The organism is Pseudomonas nunensis (assembly GCF_024296925.1).
Classification (GTDB): Bacteria; Pseudomonadota; Gammaproteobacteria; order Pseudomonadales; family Pseudomonadaceae; genus Aquipseudomonas; species Aquipseudomonas nunensis.
Genome location: NZ_CP101125.1, coordinates 4,978,977 through 4,998,212, shown reverse-complemented (window position 1 = coordinate 4,998,212; position 19,236 = coordinate 4,978,977). Strand labels below are relative to the sequence as shown.

18 protein-coding genes are annotated in these 19,236 nt (G+C 58.1%); 14 read left to right on the top strand and 4 right to left on the bottom strand.

The genetic code is table 11. The annotated features are described in order from the left end of the window. Positions 1–51: 51 nt before the first annotated feature. From xerD to NK667_RS21980, 7 genes are all read left to right on the top strand, one after another. Complete coding sequence (gene xerD / locus NK667_RS22010) at positions 52–948, top strand: site-specific tyrosine recombinase XerD (protein ID WP_054054727.1); 897 nt, start codon at positions 52–54, stop codon at positions 946–948. 322 nt (positions 949–1,270) lie between these two features. Then, complete coding sequence (dsbC, locus tag NK667_RS22005) at positions 1,271–2,002, top strand: bifunctional protein-disulfide isomerase/oxidoreductase DsbC (RefSeq protein WP_054047331.1); 732 nt, start codon at positions 1,271–1,273, stop codon at positions 2,000–2,002. Between the two features lie 131 nt (positions 2,003–2,133). After that, positions 2,134–3,438, top strand: coding sequence for a homoserine dehydrogenase (locus tag NK667_RS22000; protein ID WP_054047702.1), 1,305 nt, complete (start codon positions 2,134–2,136; stop codon positions 3,436–3,438). Positions 3,439–3,504: 66 nt separating this feature from the next. Continuing rightward, on the top strand, positions 3,505–4,914 hold the full coding sequence (gene thrC / locus NK667_RS21995; protein WP_054047329.1) for a threonine synthase: 1,410 nt from the start codon (positions 3,505–3,507) through the stop codon (positions 4,912–4,914). Positions 4,915–5,034: 120 nt separating this feature from the next. Then, on the top strand, positions 5,035–6,408 hold the full coding sequence (locus tag NK667_RS21990) for a transporter substrate-binding domain-containing protein (RefSeq protein ID WP_054616045.1): 1,374 nt from the start codon (positions 5,035–5,037) through the stop codon (positions 6,406–6,408). Positions 6,409–6,525: 117 nt separating this feature from the next. Beyond that, positions 6,526–6,933: a response regulator gene (locus tag NK667_RS21985; protein WP_054047326.1), complete on the top strand. Its 408-nt coding sequence runs from the start codon at positions 6,526–6,528 to the stop codon at positions 6,931–6,933. Between the two features lie 170 nt (positions 6,934–7,103). Next, positions 7,104–7,391, top strand: coding sequence for a DUF3509 domain-containing protein (locus NK667_RS21980; RefSeq protein WP_054616044.1), 288 nt, complete (start codon positions 7,104–7,106; stop codon positions 7,389–7,391). A gap of 169 nt (positions 7,392–7,560) precedes the next feature. On the opposite strand, the gene NK667_RS21975 is transcribed toward NK667_RS21980, so the two are convergent. Next, entirely contained in the window at positions 7,561–8,487 is a 927-nt protein-coding gene (locus tag NK667_RS21975) for a TIGR02285 family protein (protein ID WP_054616043.1), read from the bottom strand. Continuing rightward, positions 8,468–9,667 (bottom strand): CaiB/BaiF CoA transferase family protein, encoded by a 1,200-nt coding sequence (locus NK667_RS21970; protein WP_054047321.1) that lies wholly within the window; start codon positions 9,665–9,667, stop codon positions 8,468–8,470. Before NK667_RS21970 ends, NK667_RS21975 begins: the two co-directional genes overlap by 20 nt. A gap of 146 nt (positions 9,668–9,813) precedes the next feature. Here NK667_RS21970 and NK667_RS21965 point away from each other — a divergent pair, with 146 nt between their 5' ends. The 3 genes from NK667_RS21965 (at position 9,814) to NK667_RS21955 (ending at position 13,509) form a co-directional block, all read left to right on the top strand. Next, positions 9,814–10,356, top strand: a complete 543-nt coding sequence (locus NK667_RS21965; RefSeq protein WP_054047319.1) for a YaeQ family protein — start codon at positions 9,814–9,816, stop codon at positions 10,354–10,356. Between the two features lie 66 nt (positions 10,357–10,422). Beyond that, entirely contained in the window at positions 10,423–12,132 is a 1,710-nt protein-coding gene (recJ, locus tag NK667_RS21960) for a single-stranded-DNA-specific exonuclease RecJ (RefSeq protein ID WP_054616042.1), read from the top strand. 270 nt (positions 12,133–12,402) lie between these two features. Next, entirely contained in the window at positions 12,403–13,509 is a 1,107-nt protein-coding gene (locus NK667_RS21955; RefSeq protein ID WP_054047314.1) for an NADH:flavin oxidoreductase/NADH oxidase, read from the top strand. 180 nt (positions 13,510–13,689) lie between these two features. On the opposite strand, the gene NK667_RS21950 is transcribed toward NK667_RS21955, so the two are convergent. Continuing rightward, on the bottom strand, positions 13,690–15,315 hold the full coding sequence (locus NK667_RS21950) for a glucan biosynthesis protein D (protein WP_054616041.1): 1,626 nt from the start codon (positions 15,313–15,315) through the stop codon (positions 13,690–13,692). A gap of 415 nt (positions 15,316–15,730) precedes the next feature. Between NK667_RS21950 and NK667_RS21945 the strand changes: the two genes are divergently transcribed. Together NK667_RS21945 and NK667_RS21940 are read left to right on the top strand one after the other, a co-directional pair. After that, on the top strand, positions 15,731–15,916 hold the full coding sequence (locus tag NK667_RS21945) for a hypothetical protein (RefSeq protein WP_054047310.1): 186 nt from the start codon (positions 15,731–15,733) through the stop codon (positions 15,914–15,916). Between the two features lie 97 nt (positions 15,917–16,013). Continuing rightward, complete coding sequence (locus NK667_RS21940) at positions 16,014–16,163, top strand: hypothetical protein (protein WP_201783194.1); 150 nt, start codon at positions 16,014–16,016, stop codon at positions 16,161–16,163. A gap of 212 nt (positions 16,164–16,375) precedes the next feature. On the opposite strand, the gene NK667_RS21935 is transcribed toward NK667_RS21940, so the two are convergent. Further along, positions 16,376–16,876: a BRO-N domain-containing protein gene (locus NK667_RS21935; protein ID WP_054616040.1), complete on the bottom strand. Its 501-nt coding sequence runs from the start codon at positions 16,874–16,876 to the stop codon at positions 16,376–16,378. Between the two features lie 440 nt (positions 16,877–17,316). Here NK667_RS21935 and NK667_RS21930 point away from each other — a divergent pair, with 440 nt between their 5' ends. Both NK667_RS21930 and NK667_RS21925 read left to right on the top strand, forming a co-directional pair. Next, positions 17,317–18,570, top strand: coding sequence for an AAA family ATPase (locus tag NK667_RS21930; RefSeq protein ID WP_054616039.1), 1,254 nt, complete (start codon positions 17,317–17,319; stop codon positions 18,568–18,570). Positions 18,571–18,572: 2 nt separating this feature from the next. Further along, positions 18,573–19,199 carry an RloB family protein gene (locus NK667_RS21925; protein WP_054616038.1) on the top strand — a complete coding sequence of 209 codons (627 nt, stop codon included), beginning with the start codon at positions 18,573–18,575 and terminating at the stop codon, positions 19,197–19,199. The last annotated feature ends 37 nt before the right edge of the window (positions 19,200–19,236 follow it).

Here is a 19,236-nt window from a genome sequence, read left to right as displayed (position 1 = left end):
CCCGTCCGGCTATGAAAGACTTAGCCCCGGATTCCCGCTACCTGAGCCTCTATGCCCGCCATCGACCATCCCCTGATAGACCAATTCCTCGACGCGCTGTGGCTGGAAAAAGGCCTCTCCGATAACACCCGCGATGCCTATCGCAGCGATCTGGCGCTATTCAACGGCTGGCTGCAGGAAAAAAACCTCGAACTGATCAACGCCGGCCGCGAGCTGATCCTCGATCACCTGGCCTGGCGCCTGGAGCAAAACTACAAACCCCGTTCCACGGCACGATTTCTCTCCGGCGTGCGTGGCTTTTATCGCTACCTGTTGCGGGAAAAGCTGATTGCGGTCGATCCGACGTTACGCGTCGATATGCCGCAACTCGGTAGGCCGTTGCCCAAGTCTTTGTCGGAAGCCGATGTGGAGGCACTGCTGAATGCCCCGGACCTGAGCGAAGCCATCGGTCAGCGTGACCGCGCCATGCTGGAAGTGCTTTACGCCTGCGGCTTGCGGGTCACCGAGCTGATCAGCCTGACCCTGGAACAGGTCAACCTGCGTCAGGGTGTGCTGCGGGTGATGGGCAAGGGCAGTAAGGAGCGGCTGGTGCCGATGGGCGAGGAGGCGATTGTCTGGGTCGAACGCTACCTGCGTGACGGCCGAGGCGAACTGCTCAACGGGCGGCCCAGCGATGTGATGTTCCCCAGCCAGCGCGGCGAACAGATGACCCGCCAGACCTTCTGGCATCGCATCAAGCATCAGGCCAAAGTCGCCGGGATCAGCAAGTCGCTGTCGCCGCACACCCTGCGCCACGCCTTTGCCACGCACCTGCTCAACCACGGCGCCGACCTGCGGGTGGTGCAAATGCTGCTCGGCCACAGCGACCTCTCGACCACCCAGATCTACACCCACGTCGCTCGCGCCCGCTTGCAGGACCTGCATGCCAAACACCATCCGCGCGGCTGACACAACCTCTGGCCGCGCCCGCACGCTTGCGTAGCAGCTGGCGAAGCCTGCGTTCGGCTGCGCAGCAGTCGTGAAATCAGACGCTGCGAATATTCAGTTAAACCGAGAGCTCAGGGTTTACGACTGCTTCGCAGCCGAACGCAGGCTTCGCCAGCTGCTACAGAAGCGTTGAGCGCCCTCGCTTCAATGTTGTGCATCACCCGCATTCGGCCCCACCAGCCTTATGTGGTAGGCTTTGCCGGTTTGCACGATGGGCGATTATGACCCGGTGTTTCGGCACGGGCGTTCTGATCGTCCCATTTGTCCGCCTTCAGGAGTTCTCATGCGTCTGACCCAGATTTTCGCCGCCGCAGCCATTGCGTTGGTCAGTACCTTTGCCGTCGCCGATGACGCGGCCGACAAAGCGATTCGTAAAAGCCTGGAAAGCCTCCAGCTCGAAACCCCGATCGAAGCCATCAGCGCGAGCCCGCTGGCCGGCTTGTACGAAGTCAAACTCAAAGGCAGCCGCGTGCTCTACGCCAGCGCCGATGGCCAGTACGTGATGCAGGGCTACATGTTCCAGCTCAAGGACGGCAAGCCGGTCAACCTGACCGAGAAGACCGAGCGCCTGGGCGTTTCCAAACTGGTCAACGAGATTCCGGTCGCGGAAACCGTGGTCTACCCGGCTATCGGCGAAACCAAGTCGCACATCACCGTGTTCACCGACACCACCTGCCCGTACTGCCACAAGCTGCACGCCGAAGTGCCTGAGCTGAACAAGCGCGGCATCGAAGTGCGTTACGTCGCGTTTCCGCGCCAGGGCCTGGGCTCGCCGGGTGACGAACAACTGCAAGCGGTCTGGTGCTCCAAGGACAAAAAAGCGGCCATGGACAAAATGGTCGATGGCAAGGAAATCAAGGCCGCCAAGTGCGATAACCCGGTTTCCAAGCAATTCGCCCTTGGTCAATCGATCGGTGTCAATGGTACGCCGGCCATCGTTTTGGCTGACGGTCAGGTAATTCCGGGCTACCAGCCTGCGCCACAAGTCGCCAAACTGGCACTGGGCGCGAAATAATTCGCATCGTCACGGTCAGCCTTTGACGATCATGGTCCGGCGGTCATCCGCCTGGCCATTAATAGAGAGCCGCGAGTATGCGGCTGTTTTCACGGCCGACCTTGCGTCGGCCGTTTTATGGGGAGTTCACAGTGAAACCGGTCAAAGTAGGCATCTGTGGGTTAGGGACCGTCGGTGGCGGAACCTTCAACGTACTTCAGCGCAACGCCGAGGAAATTGCTCGTCGTGCCGGGCGTGGAATCGAAGTGGCACAAATTGCCACGCGCACGCCAAAGCCTCAGTTCCAGACGACCGGTATTGCGATTACCAACGATGTGTTCGAAGTGGCCACGAACCCTGAGATCGACATCGTTATAGAGCTGATGGGCGGCTACACCGTTGCCCGCGAGCTGGTACTCAAGGCCATCGAGAATGGCAAGCATGTGGTCACCGCGAACAAGGCACTGATCGCCGTTCACGGTAATGAGATTTTCGCCAAGGCTCGCGAGAAGGGCGTGATCGTTGCGTTCGAAGCGGCCGTGGCCGGTGGCATTCCGGTGATCAAGGCGATCCGTGAAGGCTTGTCCGCCAACCGTATCAACTGGGTCGCCGGCATCATCAACGGCACCGGCAACTTCATCCTCACCGAAATGCGTGAGAAGGGTCGCACCTTCGAAGACGTACTCGCCGAGGCGCAAGCCCTGGGTTACGCCGAAGCCGATCCGACCTTTGACGTTGAAGGCATCGACGCAGCCCACAAGCTGACGATCCTGGCGTCCATTGCGTTCGGCATCCCGCTGCAGTTCGACAAGGCTTACACCGAAGGCATCACCAAGTTGACCACCGCTGACGTGAACTACGCCGAAGCCTTGGGTTATCGCATCAAGCACCTCGGCGTGGCGCGCAGCACTGCCGCCGGTATCGAGTTGCGCGTGCACCCGACGCTGATCCCGGCTGATCGCCTGATCGCCAACGTCAACGGCGTGATGAACGCGGTGATGGTCAACGGCGACGCTGCCGGTTCGACCCTGTTCTACGGCGCTGGCGCCGGCATGGAGCCGACCGCTTCCTCGGTCATTGCCGATCTGGTGGACGTGGTTCGCGCCATGACCTCCGACCCGGAAAACCGCGTACCGCACCTGGCCTTCCAGCCGGATTCGCTGTCGGCCCACCCGATCCTGCCGATCGAAGCCTGCGAAAGCGCGTACTACCTGCGGATCCAGGCCAAGGACCATCCAGGCGTGCTGGCCCAGGTGGCGAGCATCCTGTCGGAGCGCGGCATCAACATCGAATCGATCATGCAGAAGGAAGTCGAAGAACACGACGGCCTGGTGCCGATGATCCTGCTGACCCACCGTGTGCTGGAGCAGCACATGAACGACGCGATCACCGCCCTGGAAGCTTTGGCGGGCGTTGTCGGTCCGGTTGTGCGGATTCGTGTCGAGCACCTGAACTAAGCCGTTATCGTTCACCGGGCTCGCCTGCGGGCCCGGTATTGCGAACACTGTCTATTGGAGCCAGTCATGCGTTATATCAGTACCCGCGGCCAGGCACCGGCCCTGAATTTCGAAGACGTCCTGCTGGCCGGTCTGGCCACGGACGGCGGCCTGTATGTGCCGGAATGCCTGCCACGTTTCACCCAGGAAGAAATCGCGTCCTGGGCCGGCCTGCCGTATCACGAGCTGGCCTTCCGGGTGATGCGCCCGTTTGTAGCCGGCAGCATCCCTGATGCCGATTTCAAAAAGATTCTTGAAGAAACCTACGGTGTGTTCGCGCACAACGCCGTGGCGCCGTTGCGTCAACTGAACGGTAACGAATGGGTGCTGGAGCTGTTCCACGGCCCGACCCTGGCGTTCAAGGACTTCGCCCTGCAACTGCTCGGTCGCCTGCTCGATTACACGCTGGAAAAACGCGGCGAGCGCGTAGTGATCGTTGGCGCCACCTCCGGTGATACCGGTTCGGCCGCCATCGAAGGCTGCAAGCACTGCGAAAACGTCGACATCTTCATCCTGCACCCGCACAACCGTGTGTCTGAAGTGCAGCGTCGCCAGATGACCACCATTTTCGGCGAGAACATCCACAACATCGCCATCGAAGGCAACTTCGATGACTGCCAGGAAATGGTCAAGAATAGCTTCGCCGACCAGAGCTTTCTCAAAGGCACGCGCCTGGTAGCGGTGAACTCGATCAACTGGGCGCGGATCATGGCCCAGATCGTTTACTACTTCCACGCAGCCCTGCAACTGGGTGGCCCGGCGCGTTCGGTGTCGTTCTCGGTGCCGACCGGCAACTTCGGCGACATCTTCGCCGGTTACCTGGCGCGCAACATGGGCCTGCCGATCAACCAGTTGATCGTCGCCACCAACCGCAACGACATCCTGCACCGCTTCATGAGCGGCAATCAGTACGTCAAGGAAACCCTGCACGCCACGCTGTCGCCGTCGATGGACATCATGGTGTCGTCGAACTTCGAACGCCTGCTGTTCGACCTGCACGGTCGCAACGGCGCAGCGATTGCTGGCCTGATGGACAACTTCAAGCAGGGCGGTGGTTTCAGCGTCGAGCAAGAGCGTTGGACCGAAGCCCGCAAGCTGTTCGATTCCCTGGCCGTGGATGACGCGCAAACCTGCGAAACCATCGCCGAGGTTTACGAGCAAACCGGCGAAGTGCTGGACCCGCACACCGCCATCGGCGTCAAGGCTGCACGGGAATGCCGTCGCAGCCTGGATATCCCGATGGTGATCCTTGGCACGGCCCATCCGGTCAAATTCCCGGACGCCGTGTTAAAAGCCGGTGTAGGAAAAGCTCTCGAACTACCTGCACATCTTTCTGATTTGTTTGAGCGAGAAGAGCGCTGCACCGTGTTGCCGAATGACCTGAAAGCCGTGCAGGCCTTTGTCAGTCAGCATGGCAACCGCGGCAAGCCACTTTAAGCCCGCAACGCTGTCACATTTTGAAGCCCGTCTCCTGACGGGCTTTCTTGTTTCTGCGTGCCACACTTGTCGCGTTTTCGCCCCTGAAGGACGGGCGAGTTGATCACCAAGGAAGTGGCAATGCGGTTTTTAAGAGGGTTCAGACCAGCCATGTGCTGGATATTTTTGCTGGGCGCAATGGGCCTCGGACACTGCGCACGGGCGGCACAACTGATGGGTTTCGAGGCTGCGGCGCCGATGACCGTCGATGCCATTGAGCTGGACGCCGAAGAGCTGCAATGGATTCGCGCCCACCCACAAGTCATCGTGGCTTCGAAGCAATATCCGCTGTACCAGTTCAAGGACGAGCACGGTCAATGGAGTGGCTTGAACATCGATGTGCTTCAGCGCATCAGTGCAATGACGGGGCTGAATTTCGTCCATGAAGAGACATTCTCCACCGAACATTTACTCCGTCGCCTGGAAAGCGGTGCCGCGGACATGACCACGACGCTGGCGCTCAATGATGAGCGCAAGTTGTTCCTGGATTTCAGCCATGCCTTTGGCGGGTCTGCCTGGGTGCTGGTGGGGCATGCCGGCGCTCCGCTTCTCCATTCCCTGGAACAGCTGTCGGAAAAGAAACTGGTATTGCCGGCCAGACACGCCATGGAGGCAACCATTCAGCGTGAGCACCCGACCATCGAGCTGCGTTCGGTCAAGACCTATGCCGAAGCCCGGGCGTTGGTCGAAAGTGGCGAGGCCGACGCCACTATCGAAAACGAAACCGGGGCGCAGCTCTATCCGACCGGGCAACTGAAGATAGGCCATACGGTGGAAGGCTCGTGGGAAGCCGACCATCTGGCTGTACGTAAAGGGCAGCCGGAGTTGTTGAGCATCCTTAACAAGGCGCTTGAAGCCTTCCCTGCGGCGGAGTTGCGGGCCATTCGCCTTAAGTGGCTGGATGGCATCGCCCCCAGTCCGGCACTTTCTTTCTGGCAACGGGTGACCCGTTGGGGCTGTTGGGGCGTGTTTGTCGTCAGCCTGTTCGGCTTGCTGTCCTTGCTCTGGAACCGTCGGCTCGCGATGCTGATCAAGCAGCGTCTGGACGTCGAGAAACACCTTAGCGATCAACTCGCCTTTCAACATGCGCTGATTGATGCCATGCCCGATCCCATGTTTGTCCGTGATCTGGAGGGGCGTTTGATCATGTGCAACAAAAGTTACGAAGAAGCCCTGTCGATCCGGTTGGACCAGGTTCAAGGCCGACAGCTGATTGAGGTCGATGTGTTGCCCAGGGAGACGGCCGAGCAGCTGCATGCCGAGTTCATCGCCCAGCTCGACACCCGCAAGCCCCGGTTCACCCAGCGCCAGTTGAAATTCAACAACGGTGTGCGCGACATCTACCAATGGACGGTGCCTTTTTACGGTGCTGACGGGCAGGTGCGCGGGTTGTTGGGTGGATGGACGGATATCGCTCAGCGACGGAGTGAAGGGGGGTGTCAGTGTTCGCGGTAAGTTTCGGAATTTTCCTATGGGATGTAGCTACTTTTCCGATGGGATGCTGAAGGATGCTCCCCTAGAGTGATCGGCAACTGCGGTGAAAGTCCGCGCGTGTCGTTCCAGAGGTCGCTTATGCGCACGCTCAAAATCCTGATCCTCGAACACAATCCTTTCCAGATGATGGCGTTGCACCAGATGCTCAACGCCATTGGTGTCTATGACGTGCTGACGGCGCCGTCGATGTCGGCGGCGCTACGTTCCCTGGGACGCAGGGGCACGGTCGATATCGCCTTCTGTGATCCGCAACTCAAGGGCGGCGACGGGTTGGCATTGGTGCGGCATCTGGCAGAGGAGCGCGAAGCCCGGGCGCTGATTCTGCTTGGCAACGTGGCGTCGAGCATCATGCCGCACGTGACGTCCATACTGGCCGACAGTGAGGTCAGACTCCTCGGGCACTTGCACACACCCGTTTCCGCCGTGTTGCTGCGCCGGCTGCTGGATGTTTATCTGCTGGAGTCGATGCTTCAAGCCAGGGCCTGAAACCGGCTGTTTTTTCCTTGTCATCTTTGCGGTGCATGCTCAATTTCCCCTCAGAAGCCAATACCGCTGCCATGCGGTATTCAGAACTTTCTTCTCGGGCCAGAGGTCATTAACTGTAGACACGCCCTCCCAGGCACTTTGTTTTCGGACTATTGAGTGGTGATCGCTAGATGGAAAGTATCAGCCTATTGCTCGGTGAGGCTCTGAGCCCGTATCAAGTGACGTTGACCCCGTCGGGCACCCATGGCGAATGCCTGGTGATCCTGAAGAGTGCGGCCGGCGCGATTGTGGTGGAACGCGAGTTCAATCAGGCGCAGTTGACCGATAAGCGGCAACTGACGGATGTCGTCGACGGATTGCATCGCGATGTGCTGATTGCCGAAGGTCGCCTGGAGCCCTGTGTGATCGCGGCGTTGCGCAATGCGGCCCAGGACAAGATCCTGGCTAATCGAAATTGAATTACCTTTTTGTGGGAACCTTCCTGCGCCAAGGTCGTCAGACCATGTAACAGCAGGATCAAGCATTGTGCTCCGGTGCTTGTAGCTTGCTGCTACTGGTCTTTATGTAGGCCACGTTTAACCCCGAGTCGTCTCCCCACTTCTCGGGGTTTCTTTTGCCCAAAATTTGTCATTGCGTATCCTGATGCTCGAAAAAGCGCTTGGCTTCGCCCAGGTAGTCGCTGCGGCGTTCCGGGTCGAGCCAGTCGGCGTAGGCATGCGCCAGTCGCTCGTGGGGCAGGGTGCGCAATAGCTGATTGATCTCGCTGATGGCCTGCCGGCCTTGCGCTGTGGCGGAACAACCAATGTAGCCAGGCAGGTACTTGCCAGTGCCTTTGACCGGGTAGAACGCCAATTCATTGTCGGCAATGTGTTCAACACTGGCTCGATAGCGGATTTCCGGCCAGTAGCCCAGCACCATCTGCAGCCGCCCCAGGCGCTGCATCTGTAACAGACTGCCGAGCGCATCATTACCGTAATGAGCGGTCAAGGCACCGGTCGGCGCCTTTTGCAGCAGGTCGTCGAGGTAGGGGCCGTAGCTGCGTTCGGCGATGACGCCGACTTTGTTACTGCCGCTACCCAGCAATGCGGGGAGATCGACTTCGCCATCGACAAGAAACGGTTCCAGTGCCGAGCGATTTGTCTGACGGACCACTAATCCATTGGTCACCGCCAGAAATGCCGGCGTGGAAAACGCAATCCACTTTTCCCGTTCCTTGGTCCAGATCAGCGCAGGATCGCAGGTGAACGATTCTTCATGGAGCATCTGCATGCCGCGAGCGCGGTTCACCCTCATCAGGCTGTGCTCGTATTGCGGCATGCCGGCAATCAACAGCGGCATCAGTTGATCAATCACGCCCTGGCCTTTTTTCGGGCCTTCGAAGATCGTCATGGGCGGCAGGTCCCTCAAGAGCCAGATCAGCGTCTCTTTGGATTGTGCCGAAGCGGTTGACGCAAAACCTGCCAATAGTGCGATAACCACCCACGCACACCGGTGCAGAGCAGGTTTGGCCGCTGATGCAAGCAAGCGCTTCAGCTTAAATGGCTCCGTCTTCACGCAGCTTTGCGATCTGTCCCTTGTCGTAGCCAAGATCGTGGAGTACCTGCGCATTGTGTTCACCCAACTGCGGTCCGACCCATTCGGAAGAGCCAGGTGTCTCAGAGAGTTTCGGCACGATCCCCGGCATCTTGAAGTCCTTGCCGTCAGGCAGCTTGGCGTGCAGGAACATTTCCCGGGCCAGGTACTGCGGATCGCTGAACATGTCTTCGGCGCTGAAGATCCGGCTGGCCGGGACGTCGGCCTGGTTCAACTGCTCGATCACGCTATCGAGCGGCAGCGAATTGACCCAGCGATCGATGACTCCGTAAATTTCGTCGCGGCGGCCGTCACGCCCGTCATTGCTGGCGAGCACCGGGTCGTTGGCCAAATCTTCCCGACCGATAATCAACATGAACCGCTTGAAGATCGCATCGCCATTGGCGCCAATCTGCACGTGCTTGCCGTCAGCGCTGGTGTGGATGGAGGAGGGCGTGATGCCGGGCATGATGTTGCCGGTTCGCTCGCGGATGAAACCGAACACATCGAACTCCGGGACCATGCTTTCCATCATGGCGAAGATCGCTTCATACAACGCCACGTCCACCACTTGGCCCAGGCCGCCGTTGACCTCGCGATGACGCAGGGCCATCAGCGCGCCGATCACGCCCCACAGCGCGGCAATCGAGTCGCCGATGGAAATCCCTGTGCGCACCGGCGGTCGATCCTCGAACCCGGTGATGTATCGAAGACCGCCCATGGACTCCCCGACTGCGCCAAACCCCGGTTGGTCTTTCATTGGCCCGGTCTGGCCGAATCCAGAGAGGCGCACCATCACCAGTTTTGGGTTCAGTGCATGTAAAACTTCCCACCCCAGGCCGAGCTTTTCCAACACGCCGGGGCGAAAATTCTCGATCAGAATGTCCGCTTCGCTGAGCAGTTTTTTCAGAATCGCCAGGCCGTCCGGATGCTTCAGGTTCAAGGTCAGGGACTTCTTATTGCGCGCCTGGACGAACCACCACAGCGAGGTGCCTTCATACAACTTGCGCCATTTACGCAACGGATCACCGCCATCCGGGGATTCAATCTTGATCACTTCAGCACCGAACTCGCCGCAAATGCGCGAGGCAAACGGCCCGGCAATCAACGTACCCAATTCGATGACTTTCAGGCCTGAGAGTGGTTTTCCGGTGAATGGCATGCGCGATCCTGTAGGACAAAGTCGTGTGAGTAGTGCGTTTTAACATAGCCGCGTGTCAGTCGCCCGAAGTTGATGGCCGTCAATGCTCTGATTGCCCGTCGCATCGGTTAGACTTGCGGCCTTTCCTCGTATCAAGAAGCCCGTTCATGGCCCAGCCGTCCACGACCTACAAGTTTGAACTGAACCTCACCGACCTCGACCGCAGCATCTACGAGAGCGTGAAGCAGACCATCGCCCGTCACCCTTCGGAAACCGAAGAGCGCATGACCGTGCGGCTGCTGGCCTACGCCTTCTGGTACAACGAGCAGCTGTCGTTTGGGCGCGGTCTGTCAGACGTGGATGAACCAGCCCTGTGGGAAAAGAGCCTGGATGACCGCGTCCTGCACTGGATCGAAGTCGGTCAGCCAGACGCCGATCGCCTGACCTGGTGCTCGCGTCGCACCGAGCGCACCAGCCTGTTGGCGTACGGCAGCCTGCGTGTCTGGGAAACCAAAGTGATCCCGGCGATCAAGAACCTGAAAAACGTGCACATCGCGGCCGTGCCGCAGGACATCCTGGAAACCCTGGCCAAAGACATGCCCCGCGTTATCAAGTGGGACGTGATGATCAGCGAAGGAACGATTTTCGTCACCGACGACCGTGGTCAACATGAAGTCCAGCTGCAGTGGCTGAGCGGCGAACGCGGCTGATCATTCGCCGGTACTACGCGTCATCCGGTTTTATCCTACGTATTCAAGAGAAGCACCTGTCACCCCATGCGCATCGAACCTCGCCTGTTGCCCGACACCCTGCCATTCCTCGGTGATCTGCCGCCGCTGCTGACCCGTCTGTACGCGGCGCGGGGCGTGCAGAGCGAGGCTGAACTGGACAAGAGCCTGGCCCGGCTGATTCCGTTTCAGCAACTCAAAGGCATCGACGCGGCGGTGGATCTGCTGGTGACGGCGCTGGAGCAGCGTCAGCGGATTCTGATCGTCGGCGATTTCGATGCTGATGGCGCCACGGCCAGTACCGTCGGCGTACTTGGTTTGCGTCTGCTGGGCGCGGCTCATGTCGATTATCTGGTGCCGAACCGTTTCGAGTACGGTTACGGCCTGACCCCGGAAATCGTCGAAGTGGCGTTGACCCGTGATCCGCAGCTGCTGATCACCGTGGACAATGGGATTTCCAGCGTCGAAGGTGTGGCGGCGGCGAAAAAGGCCAAGCTCAAAGTGCTGGTCACCGATCACCACTTGCCCGGCGATGAGCTGCCGCTGGCTGATGCCATCGTCAATCCGAACCAGCCTGGTTGCGACTTTCCAAGCAAGGCGTTGGCCGGGGTCGGGGTGATTTTCTATGTGTTGATGGCCCTGCGTGCACGCCTGCGCAGTCTCGGTTGGTACGAGAGCAAACCTCAGCCGAACATCGGCGAGTTGCTGGACCTGGTGGCGCTGGGCAGTGTCGCCGACGTGGTGCCGCTGGATGCCAACAACCGGATTCTGGTGCACCAGGGTTTGGAGCGGATTCGCGCCGGTCGCGCCCGGCCCGGGATCAAGGCGATTCTCGAAGTCGCCAAGCGTGAGCCGGCGCGGATTACCTCTACCGATCTGGGCTTCATTGTCGGCCCGCGCTTGAATGCGGCAGGACGCCTGGATGACATGAGTCTGGGCATCGAATGCCTGCTTACCGACGACGCAGGGCTTGCCCGCGAGATGGCGTCCCAGCTCGACGGCATGAACCAGGATCGTAAATCCATCGAGCAAGGCATGCAGCGTGAAGCGCTGGCGCAGCTCAAGGATCTGCCGGTGGAATCGATGCCATTCGGCTTGTGCCTGTTCGATCCCGAGTGGCACCAGGGCGTCATCGGCATCCTCGCTTCGCGGATGAAAGAGCGCTATTTCCGTCCGACGATTGCCTTTGCCGATGCTGGCGATGGCTTGTTGAAAGGCTCGGGTCGCTCGGTCCAAGGCTTTCACATTCGCGACGCCTTGAGCGTGGTGGCGGCGCAGCATCCAAACCTGATCAGCAAGTACGGTGGCCACGCGATGGCGGCCGGTTTGACCTTGCCTGAAGCGAATTTTCCGCTGTTCGCTGAAGCCTTTGATGCTGAAGTGCGTAGGCAATTGCGCGAAGAAGACCTGACCGGGCGCTTGCTGTCTGACGGGGTTTTGGCTGTCGAGGAATTCCACCTGGAACTGGCCCGCGCTTTGCGCCATGCCGGCCCTTGGGGTCAGCACTTCCCGGAGCCGTTGTTTCACGGCGTGTTCCAGTTGGTCGAGCAGCGGGTGGTGGGCGAGCGGCACCTTAAAGTGGTGCTGAGAAGTGAGTGTGGTTCGGTGAAGCTGGATGGCATCGCTTTTGGCATCGACCGTGATATCTGGCCGAATCCAACGATCAAATGGGTGGAGTTGGCTTACAAACTCGATCTCAACGAGTTTCGTGGGAATGAAACTGTTCAACTGATGATTGCTCACATCGAACCGCGTTAAGGCATTCGCGGGCAAGCCTCGCTCCTACAGGAATTGCGCAGACCCCTGTAGGAGCGAGGCTTGCCCGCGAAGCGTTCTCCCAGACACCAAATATCCCCGGAACCCTCCCTCATCCCCCGTTGTCGACTAGGCTCTAAGCACTGCTTGATTGGCCTTGTGACGTCTTGTCGAATTTTTTGCCCGCGGGGGCGGGTGCTGCACCTTTTACTGTCACTCGTCGACTTTTCAAACAGAACCCTGGAGCCTGCCCACTGATTCGAGAGGTGCCCCATGAGTCTGCTGCTTGAACCCTATACCCTTCGCCAATTGACCCTGCTTAACCGCATTGCCGTATCGCCCATGTGCCAGTACTCCAGCGTCGATGGCCTGGCCAATGACTGGCACCTGGTCCACCTCGGCAGCCGCGCGGTCGGCGGGGCCGGTCTGATTTTTACCGAAGCGACAGCGGTTACCGCTGATGGTCGAATCACTGCCGAAGACCTCGGCCTGTGGAATGACGAACAGATCGAACCGCTGCAACGCATCACCCGGTTTATCGCAGCCCAAGGCGCCGTCGCCGGTATTCAACTGGCCCACGCCGGGCGCAAGGCCAGCACCCATCGGCCGTGGATCGGCAAGCACGGCAGCCTCAAGCCCGAAGACGGCGGCTGGACCCCGGTCGGGCCTTCGCCGATTGCCTTCGATCCGCAACACACGCCACCTAAACAGCTCGATGAAGGGCAAATCGCTGAAGTCATCCAGGCCTTCGTCGATGCGGCCAAACGCGCACTGACCGCCGGTTTCAAAGTGGCCGAGATCCACGCCGCCCACGGTTATCTGCTGCATCAGTTTCTGTCGCCCCTGAGCAATCAGCGGCGCGATCAATATGGCGGCTCGTTCGAGAATCGTATTCGCCTGGTGCTGCAAGTCACTGAAGCGGTACGTGCGGTATGGCCGGAAGAGTTGCCGCTGTTTGTGCGGGTATCGGCCACCGATTGGGTGGAAGACGGCTGGAACCCGGATGAAACCGTGGAGCTGGCTCGACGCCTCAAGGACCTGGGCGTGGATCTGATCGACGTCTCGTCGGGCGGTACGGCGGCCAACGCGGAAATTCCTACAGGCCCGGGTTATCAAACACGTTTCGCTGAGCGCGTGCGTAAGGAGTCAGGCATCGCCACGGGCACCGTGGGCATGATTACCGAGCCGGCGCAGGCTGAGCACATTCTGCGGACCTGTCAGGCGGACATCATCTTCCTGGCTCGGGAGTTGTTGCGCGATCCGTACTGGCCGCTGCATGCCGATGATGACCTGGGTGGACGCAAAGCGGTGTGGCCGTCGCAGTATCAGCGGGCGACCCATCGTGATCAGCCGATTCATGAGTCTGATTTGCGAGACTGAATAGCGCTGTAAAAACAAAAAGCCCCGATCGGATTGATCGGGGCTTTTGCGTTTCTGGAGCGGGATTTTTGTTGTCGGTCAGGCCGTCTTCGCGAGCAAGCCCGCTCCCACAGGGGAATGCATTCCAACTGTGGGAGCGGGCTTGCCCGCGAAGAGGCCCGCCCAGACGACCGGTCAACCTCAGGTGTACTTACGCTTCTCCGGCGCCGGCGGGAAATACTGGTACAACCAGGTTTCACTCAACGTCCGGTCATTGGTGCGAATAAACAACCGCAGCTCCACCGGTGCCACGCTGTCATTGGTCGGGAACCAGTCAAACGTAATCCGGTAACCCTTGATGTCATCGAGCACCAGCACGTTGAAGTCTTTCACTTCGCCATTCGAGCAAGTGACCACCGGCTCGATCGCCGCACCCGGCGGCAAGCGATCCAGACCGCCACCAGTGAAGTCCACCGCAAAGCGACGGGCCCAGACTTCCGGGTAATGCTCGCCCGGCGCCCAACCTTCGATAAACCCACCCATGCCCGAACGGGTCGCGTTGACCCGTGCCAGCGGCGTGCTGACCGGTGGCAATGCGCTCCAGTACAGCTTGTAGCCGTAATTCAGCGAGTCACCGGCCGCCACTGGCTTCTTCGGCGTCCAGAACGCGACGATGTTATCCAGGGTTTCGCCGGTTGTAGGAATTTCCAGCAGATCGATAGAGCCTTCGCCCCACGCGGTTGTAGGTTCTACCCACAGGCTCGGACGCTTGCTGTACCAGTCGACGGTGTCTTGATAGCTGGCGAACTCGTGATCGGTCTGCACCAGGCCGAAACCTTTCGGGTCGGTGTCGGCGAAGGCATTGAACTGCAGGGTCGCCGGGTTGTTCAGCGGACGGCAGATCCACTCGCCGTTGCCGCGCCACATGGCCAGGCGATCGGAGTCATGGATTTGCGGGTGAATGGTGTCGCACATGCGCCGCTCGTGGGTACCGCAGCTGAACATGCTGGTCATCGGCGAGATGCCCAGTTGTTCGATGGCGGTGCGCGCATTGATGTGCGCGTCGATGGCCATGACCACTTGGCTGGCCTGGCAGTCGATGTCGAAACGGTAAGCACCGGTAGCACTCGGCGAATCGAGCAAGGCGTAGACCACGAAACGGGTGCTGTCCTTGTCCGGCGTCTCGAACCAGAACTTGGTGAAGTCCGGGAATTCCTCACGCTTCTTGGCGTAAGTATCGATCGCCAAGCCGCGAGCCGACAGGCCATATTGGCCAGAAGCATCTACCGCGCGGAAATAGCTGGCGCCCAGGAACGACAGCACATCGTGCTTGTCCAGCTCCGGAGCCTTGAACAACTTGAACCCGGAAAAGCCCAGGTCAGCGCCAAGCTGCTTGGTGTCGACCGTGGTTTTTTCATAGTTGAACAGCGACGGACGGAAATGCACTTCCCGCGCCAGACGCGTCTTCGGATCGACGCTGAACATGCGCACAGGTTGCTTGAAGCCCATGCCGACGTGGAAAAACTGCACGTCCAGTTGGCCGTTCAAGTCGTTCCACAGCGAGTGCTTGCCGTCGTACTGAATCGCGTTGAATTGTTGCGGCGCCATGGTCGCCAATGTCGGCGGCAGCACCTGCTTGGTGTCCTGATAACGATTGCCGGCGAGCTGCTTGGCCTGAATCTTCAGCGCTTCGAAGTCGAACGCCTGCGCGTCGCCATCCGCCGCGCCATTCCCGGCCCAGGCCCGAGCGGCCAACAGGCCAGTGGCCGATAAACCGGTGTAGGCGGCGATAGCTATGGACGCTTTGAGCAAATTCCTGCGGTGCATAAGTACAACCTGTCGTGAACAATCCCGCGCCGTTCCTGGCACTGCTGGATCAAAAATGGAGGTTCGGACATGCCTTCGGCCAAACGCAACGGACTTTAAACAGATGCCAAATAGCTTAAACCGTTCGGTCCCGGAGAAAAAATGATTGATAGCACAACAATGTTGCGGCTATGAAACAAGACGTGTCCGGTAACGTTTCCCACAGTACTTTCTGTTTTATAAGGCATTTGTGCCTTTTTCGACTAATTACTCTAAAAACCACTTTTCAGCGCCGATTTAATTCCTATCCTATGGGCATGACCGGTTTCGGCCCTTCAGGCCGGTGGGTTCAGCGCGCACCAAGCGACTGCTGAAAAAGTAGTAGGGCGATGCGGTTTTCTGAAGTTTTCTTTGACGTATTAGAAGGACATCGTCCATGTCGAAAGTACAAGGCATCACCGAGCTGTTAGGGATATTTCCGTTTCTGTCGAATGTAAGGCGCAGGCGCCGCCTCAATTCGGAGGAGATGAAATTGGTGGAGCGGTATCGGGAGCTGTCCGAGAGTGATCGGATTGCGATGAGGTATCTAGTGGATGCGATGAGGAGTGTTTCGCGGTTTTGAGGAGGAGTGGGATTGGGCCGTGACCTTGTGTTGCGGCCGTGTCCTGACTAGCGGCAGAAAAACCGACCTTTCAGCGAACAACGTTCGGGAGACAATTATGAACAATGACGACGAAATTACGATTCCTGAGCAAAAAGACGAGTCTTGCGAGACCGTCGCTCTCGATCAATTCGAAGCCGCGCGAGGTAAAGCAGACATCAAGTGGCGGACCGATGAACTGATGGCGCTGTTGCGGGACGAGGATTGATGTTTGGAGAAGGCGCGGAAGATATTTGGAAAGGCGACTAACCAGCGGGGCGGACTTTAAAGTCTGCCCCTTTTCAATTTTGTCAGACACACCTGAATCCCTGTGGGAGCGGGCTTGCTCGCGAAGAGGGTGTGTCAGTCGACATTGATAGTGATTGACCCACCGCATTCGCGAGCAAGCCCGCTCCCACAGGTTTTGCATTTACCTGGCCCTCAACTGCAAGTACCCATGATCTTGAACGGGCGCTGTACCTGCATCAGATCAGGCATATCCCGCCACTTGATCCAGGCCTGATGCTGCCAGTGCAGCAGCGGCACCGAGATGCCGGCCCATTGCAGCGAACTCAGGCTTGGAATGTTATCCACAGACGCCGCGTTCGACTCACGCAGCATCGGTATGACTTCATTGCTCAGCCATTGGCGCAGGTTTCGGTTTTCCGGGATGAAGTGGTGGACGAGAAGGGCGTACATCCCTGATTCGCTGACCATCAGGGATTCGACGGTGTTGCCGCTTTTCAGCAGCCAGACGTTTCGACGCTGATCGGGGTCGAGTTTCAGGGTGAGGCGTTCGTCCATTGGGCGGCCCATCAGGCGCCCGAGATCGTGGACGCAGAACCAGGCTTGGTTGTCTTGCATGAGTGCGTGGAGGAAGCGGTTGTGGCGGGTGAAGACGGTTGGGGTGAAGTAAGGCGAATTTTGAGCGTGCTTCGGCATGAAGGTAACTTCCGTTTCGATTAGGAAAGTCGCCACCAACCCTTCGACAGGTTGGGTGGCGGACCGAGTGGCGTTCGAAGTCGGGATACTTCCTGTCAAAACGGCAAAGCCGGAAGGCCCGCGCCACACGGCCCGCCATAAAGCAGAACTATAGGCATAAACAGCCGCAGTTCTATGGAGGGCACGCGAGCACCGTTCTGACTTTTCCCAGCTTCGACACCGGGTCGCTGATTTGGCAGCGACGAGGTAAAGCCTATCGTTCAGGCGCTCGCGGCGCCAAGTCTACTCTGGCGCCACGTGTTGTAGGAATTGGTGCTTTTAGCGGAAGGCTTGGTCTGTAGGAATTTCCTGTTTTTGCATGACCTGCAGCGCAACTGCACCAAACACCTGTTTTCTCCTTTATTTTTTGTTCCTTCAGAAATGAACTGCGGGTTCGCTGCATGCTGATCGAATTTTCTGTTTCCAACTATCGCTCCTTCCGAGACAAGCAAACCCTATCCATGGCTGCGACGCCGCGCTTGAGCAAAAAGCGCAATCTGTTCGCGCCACCGGTAAATGGAGAAAAACTGCCTGACTTATTGAAGGTGGCTGCAATCTACGGACCGAACGCGTCGGGCAAATCTTCGCTTATCCGGGCGATGGGTATCATGGGGCAACTGCTTGCAGCGCCACCGTCCTCAAGTGATGAACCCCTACCTGTTTCGCCCTTTCGTTTTGATCCAAAACTTCAAAACGAACCGAGCTTCTTTGAATACAACTTCATTCAGCGCGGGCTCCGCTATCGATTTGTTCTGCGCATGACTGCGCAGCGAATTATCGAGGAACAACTGGTTTCATATCCCAAAGGCAAGGAAACGCTGCTGTATCAGCGACGTTTTGCGGAGGAGGGTGAGCAGTATGTTTTTGGGGCAAGCCTTGAGGGGGGCAAAGATGTTCACAACGCATGGCGGCGTCTGACGAACCCCAAAACTCTGTTCCTCTCACAAGCGGTTGCGAATAGCAGCGAAGAGCTGACGCAGTTACGGAGTCTGTTTAGCTGGTTCCAAACCGGTCTACTGGTTATTGAGCAGAACAACATGATGGGGCTGTCCGCTGCGTCCATTCGATTTCTTCGGATGGCATCAGACTGCACACAGGACTTACGAAACTTTCTAAGATCCGTGGATATTCCGGTGTCCGCCATTCAACTCAATACCGAAGACGCAGAGTCTGTTCAAGGCACCAAAAAACTTACTCTGAAAGAGTTCTTCGCTGCTGCACAAAAAGACAAAGTAACCCTGACCCATACCAGTCTTCTAGGCAAAGCCGAGTTCGATTTTTCCGAGGAGTCCGGCGGTACGAAAAACCTGATTGGCTTTTGGTTACCCTGGTTCATGATCAATCACGCCGATGGGAGCGGAATACTCGCTGTCGATGAGTTGGACAGCTGTCTTCACCCCTCAATAGTTGATGACTTGATTGCAAAGCACTTGGACAGTGGGCTGGATACTCAACTGATCTTTACCACACACGACACTCATCTAATGAACGCCAAAGCGCTTCGCCGCGATCAGTTCTGGATTACTGAGCGAGATGCCAATGGCGCAACCAGTCTTTTTTCTGTTCATGATTTTGAAGGACGGGAAGGGGAAGACGTCGAGAAACGCTACTTTGAAGGCCGTTATCGTGGGTTGCCATTGATAAGGCGGGGTTGATCATGGCTCGTTCGATACGGCTATTTGATCGAAAGCCTCCACGGTTTAAGCCTCAACCCAAAGTGCTGATCCTCTGTGAAGACAGCAAGTCAGGAAAACGATATCTGGAGGAGGCTGCATTTCACTTCCGCGCCAATGCTCAAGTGGAAATTTCCCACTGCGGTGTCACACACCCAAGTGGCATTGTCGAAACAGCCATCGCCCGTCAGAAAGGCTTCGACAAAGTGTTTTGTGCATTTGATCGCGATACACATCTTTGTTTCGAGAGGGCAATAAATCTGGCGAAGCCGCATCCGAAAATTACAGTAATCGCTTCGTACCCCTGCTTCGAGTTCTGGCTACTCCTGCACTTCGGCTTCAATCGAAAGCCATTTCGAGCGGTCGGGAAGTATTCTCCAGGCGACTTGGTTGCCAAGAGCCTCAGAGAGAAACCCAGCATGGAAAAATACGAGAAGGGCGAAGACACCAACTATTTTTCCCAACTTTTGGGTGAGCCATTTCAAAGGGCGAGGGAGTTGGCACCAAGGATTATCGAGGACGTTGCCATCAGCGGCGAACCCAACCCCAGCACCGAAATCCATCTTCTGATGGACGAGTTTGAAACCCTCTCCAAACCTCAACCGATCTAACAACCCAGCCCGCATCACTGCGGGCTGGGCATCTTCA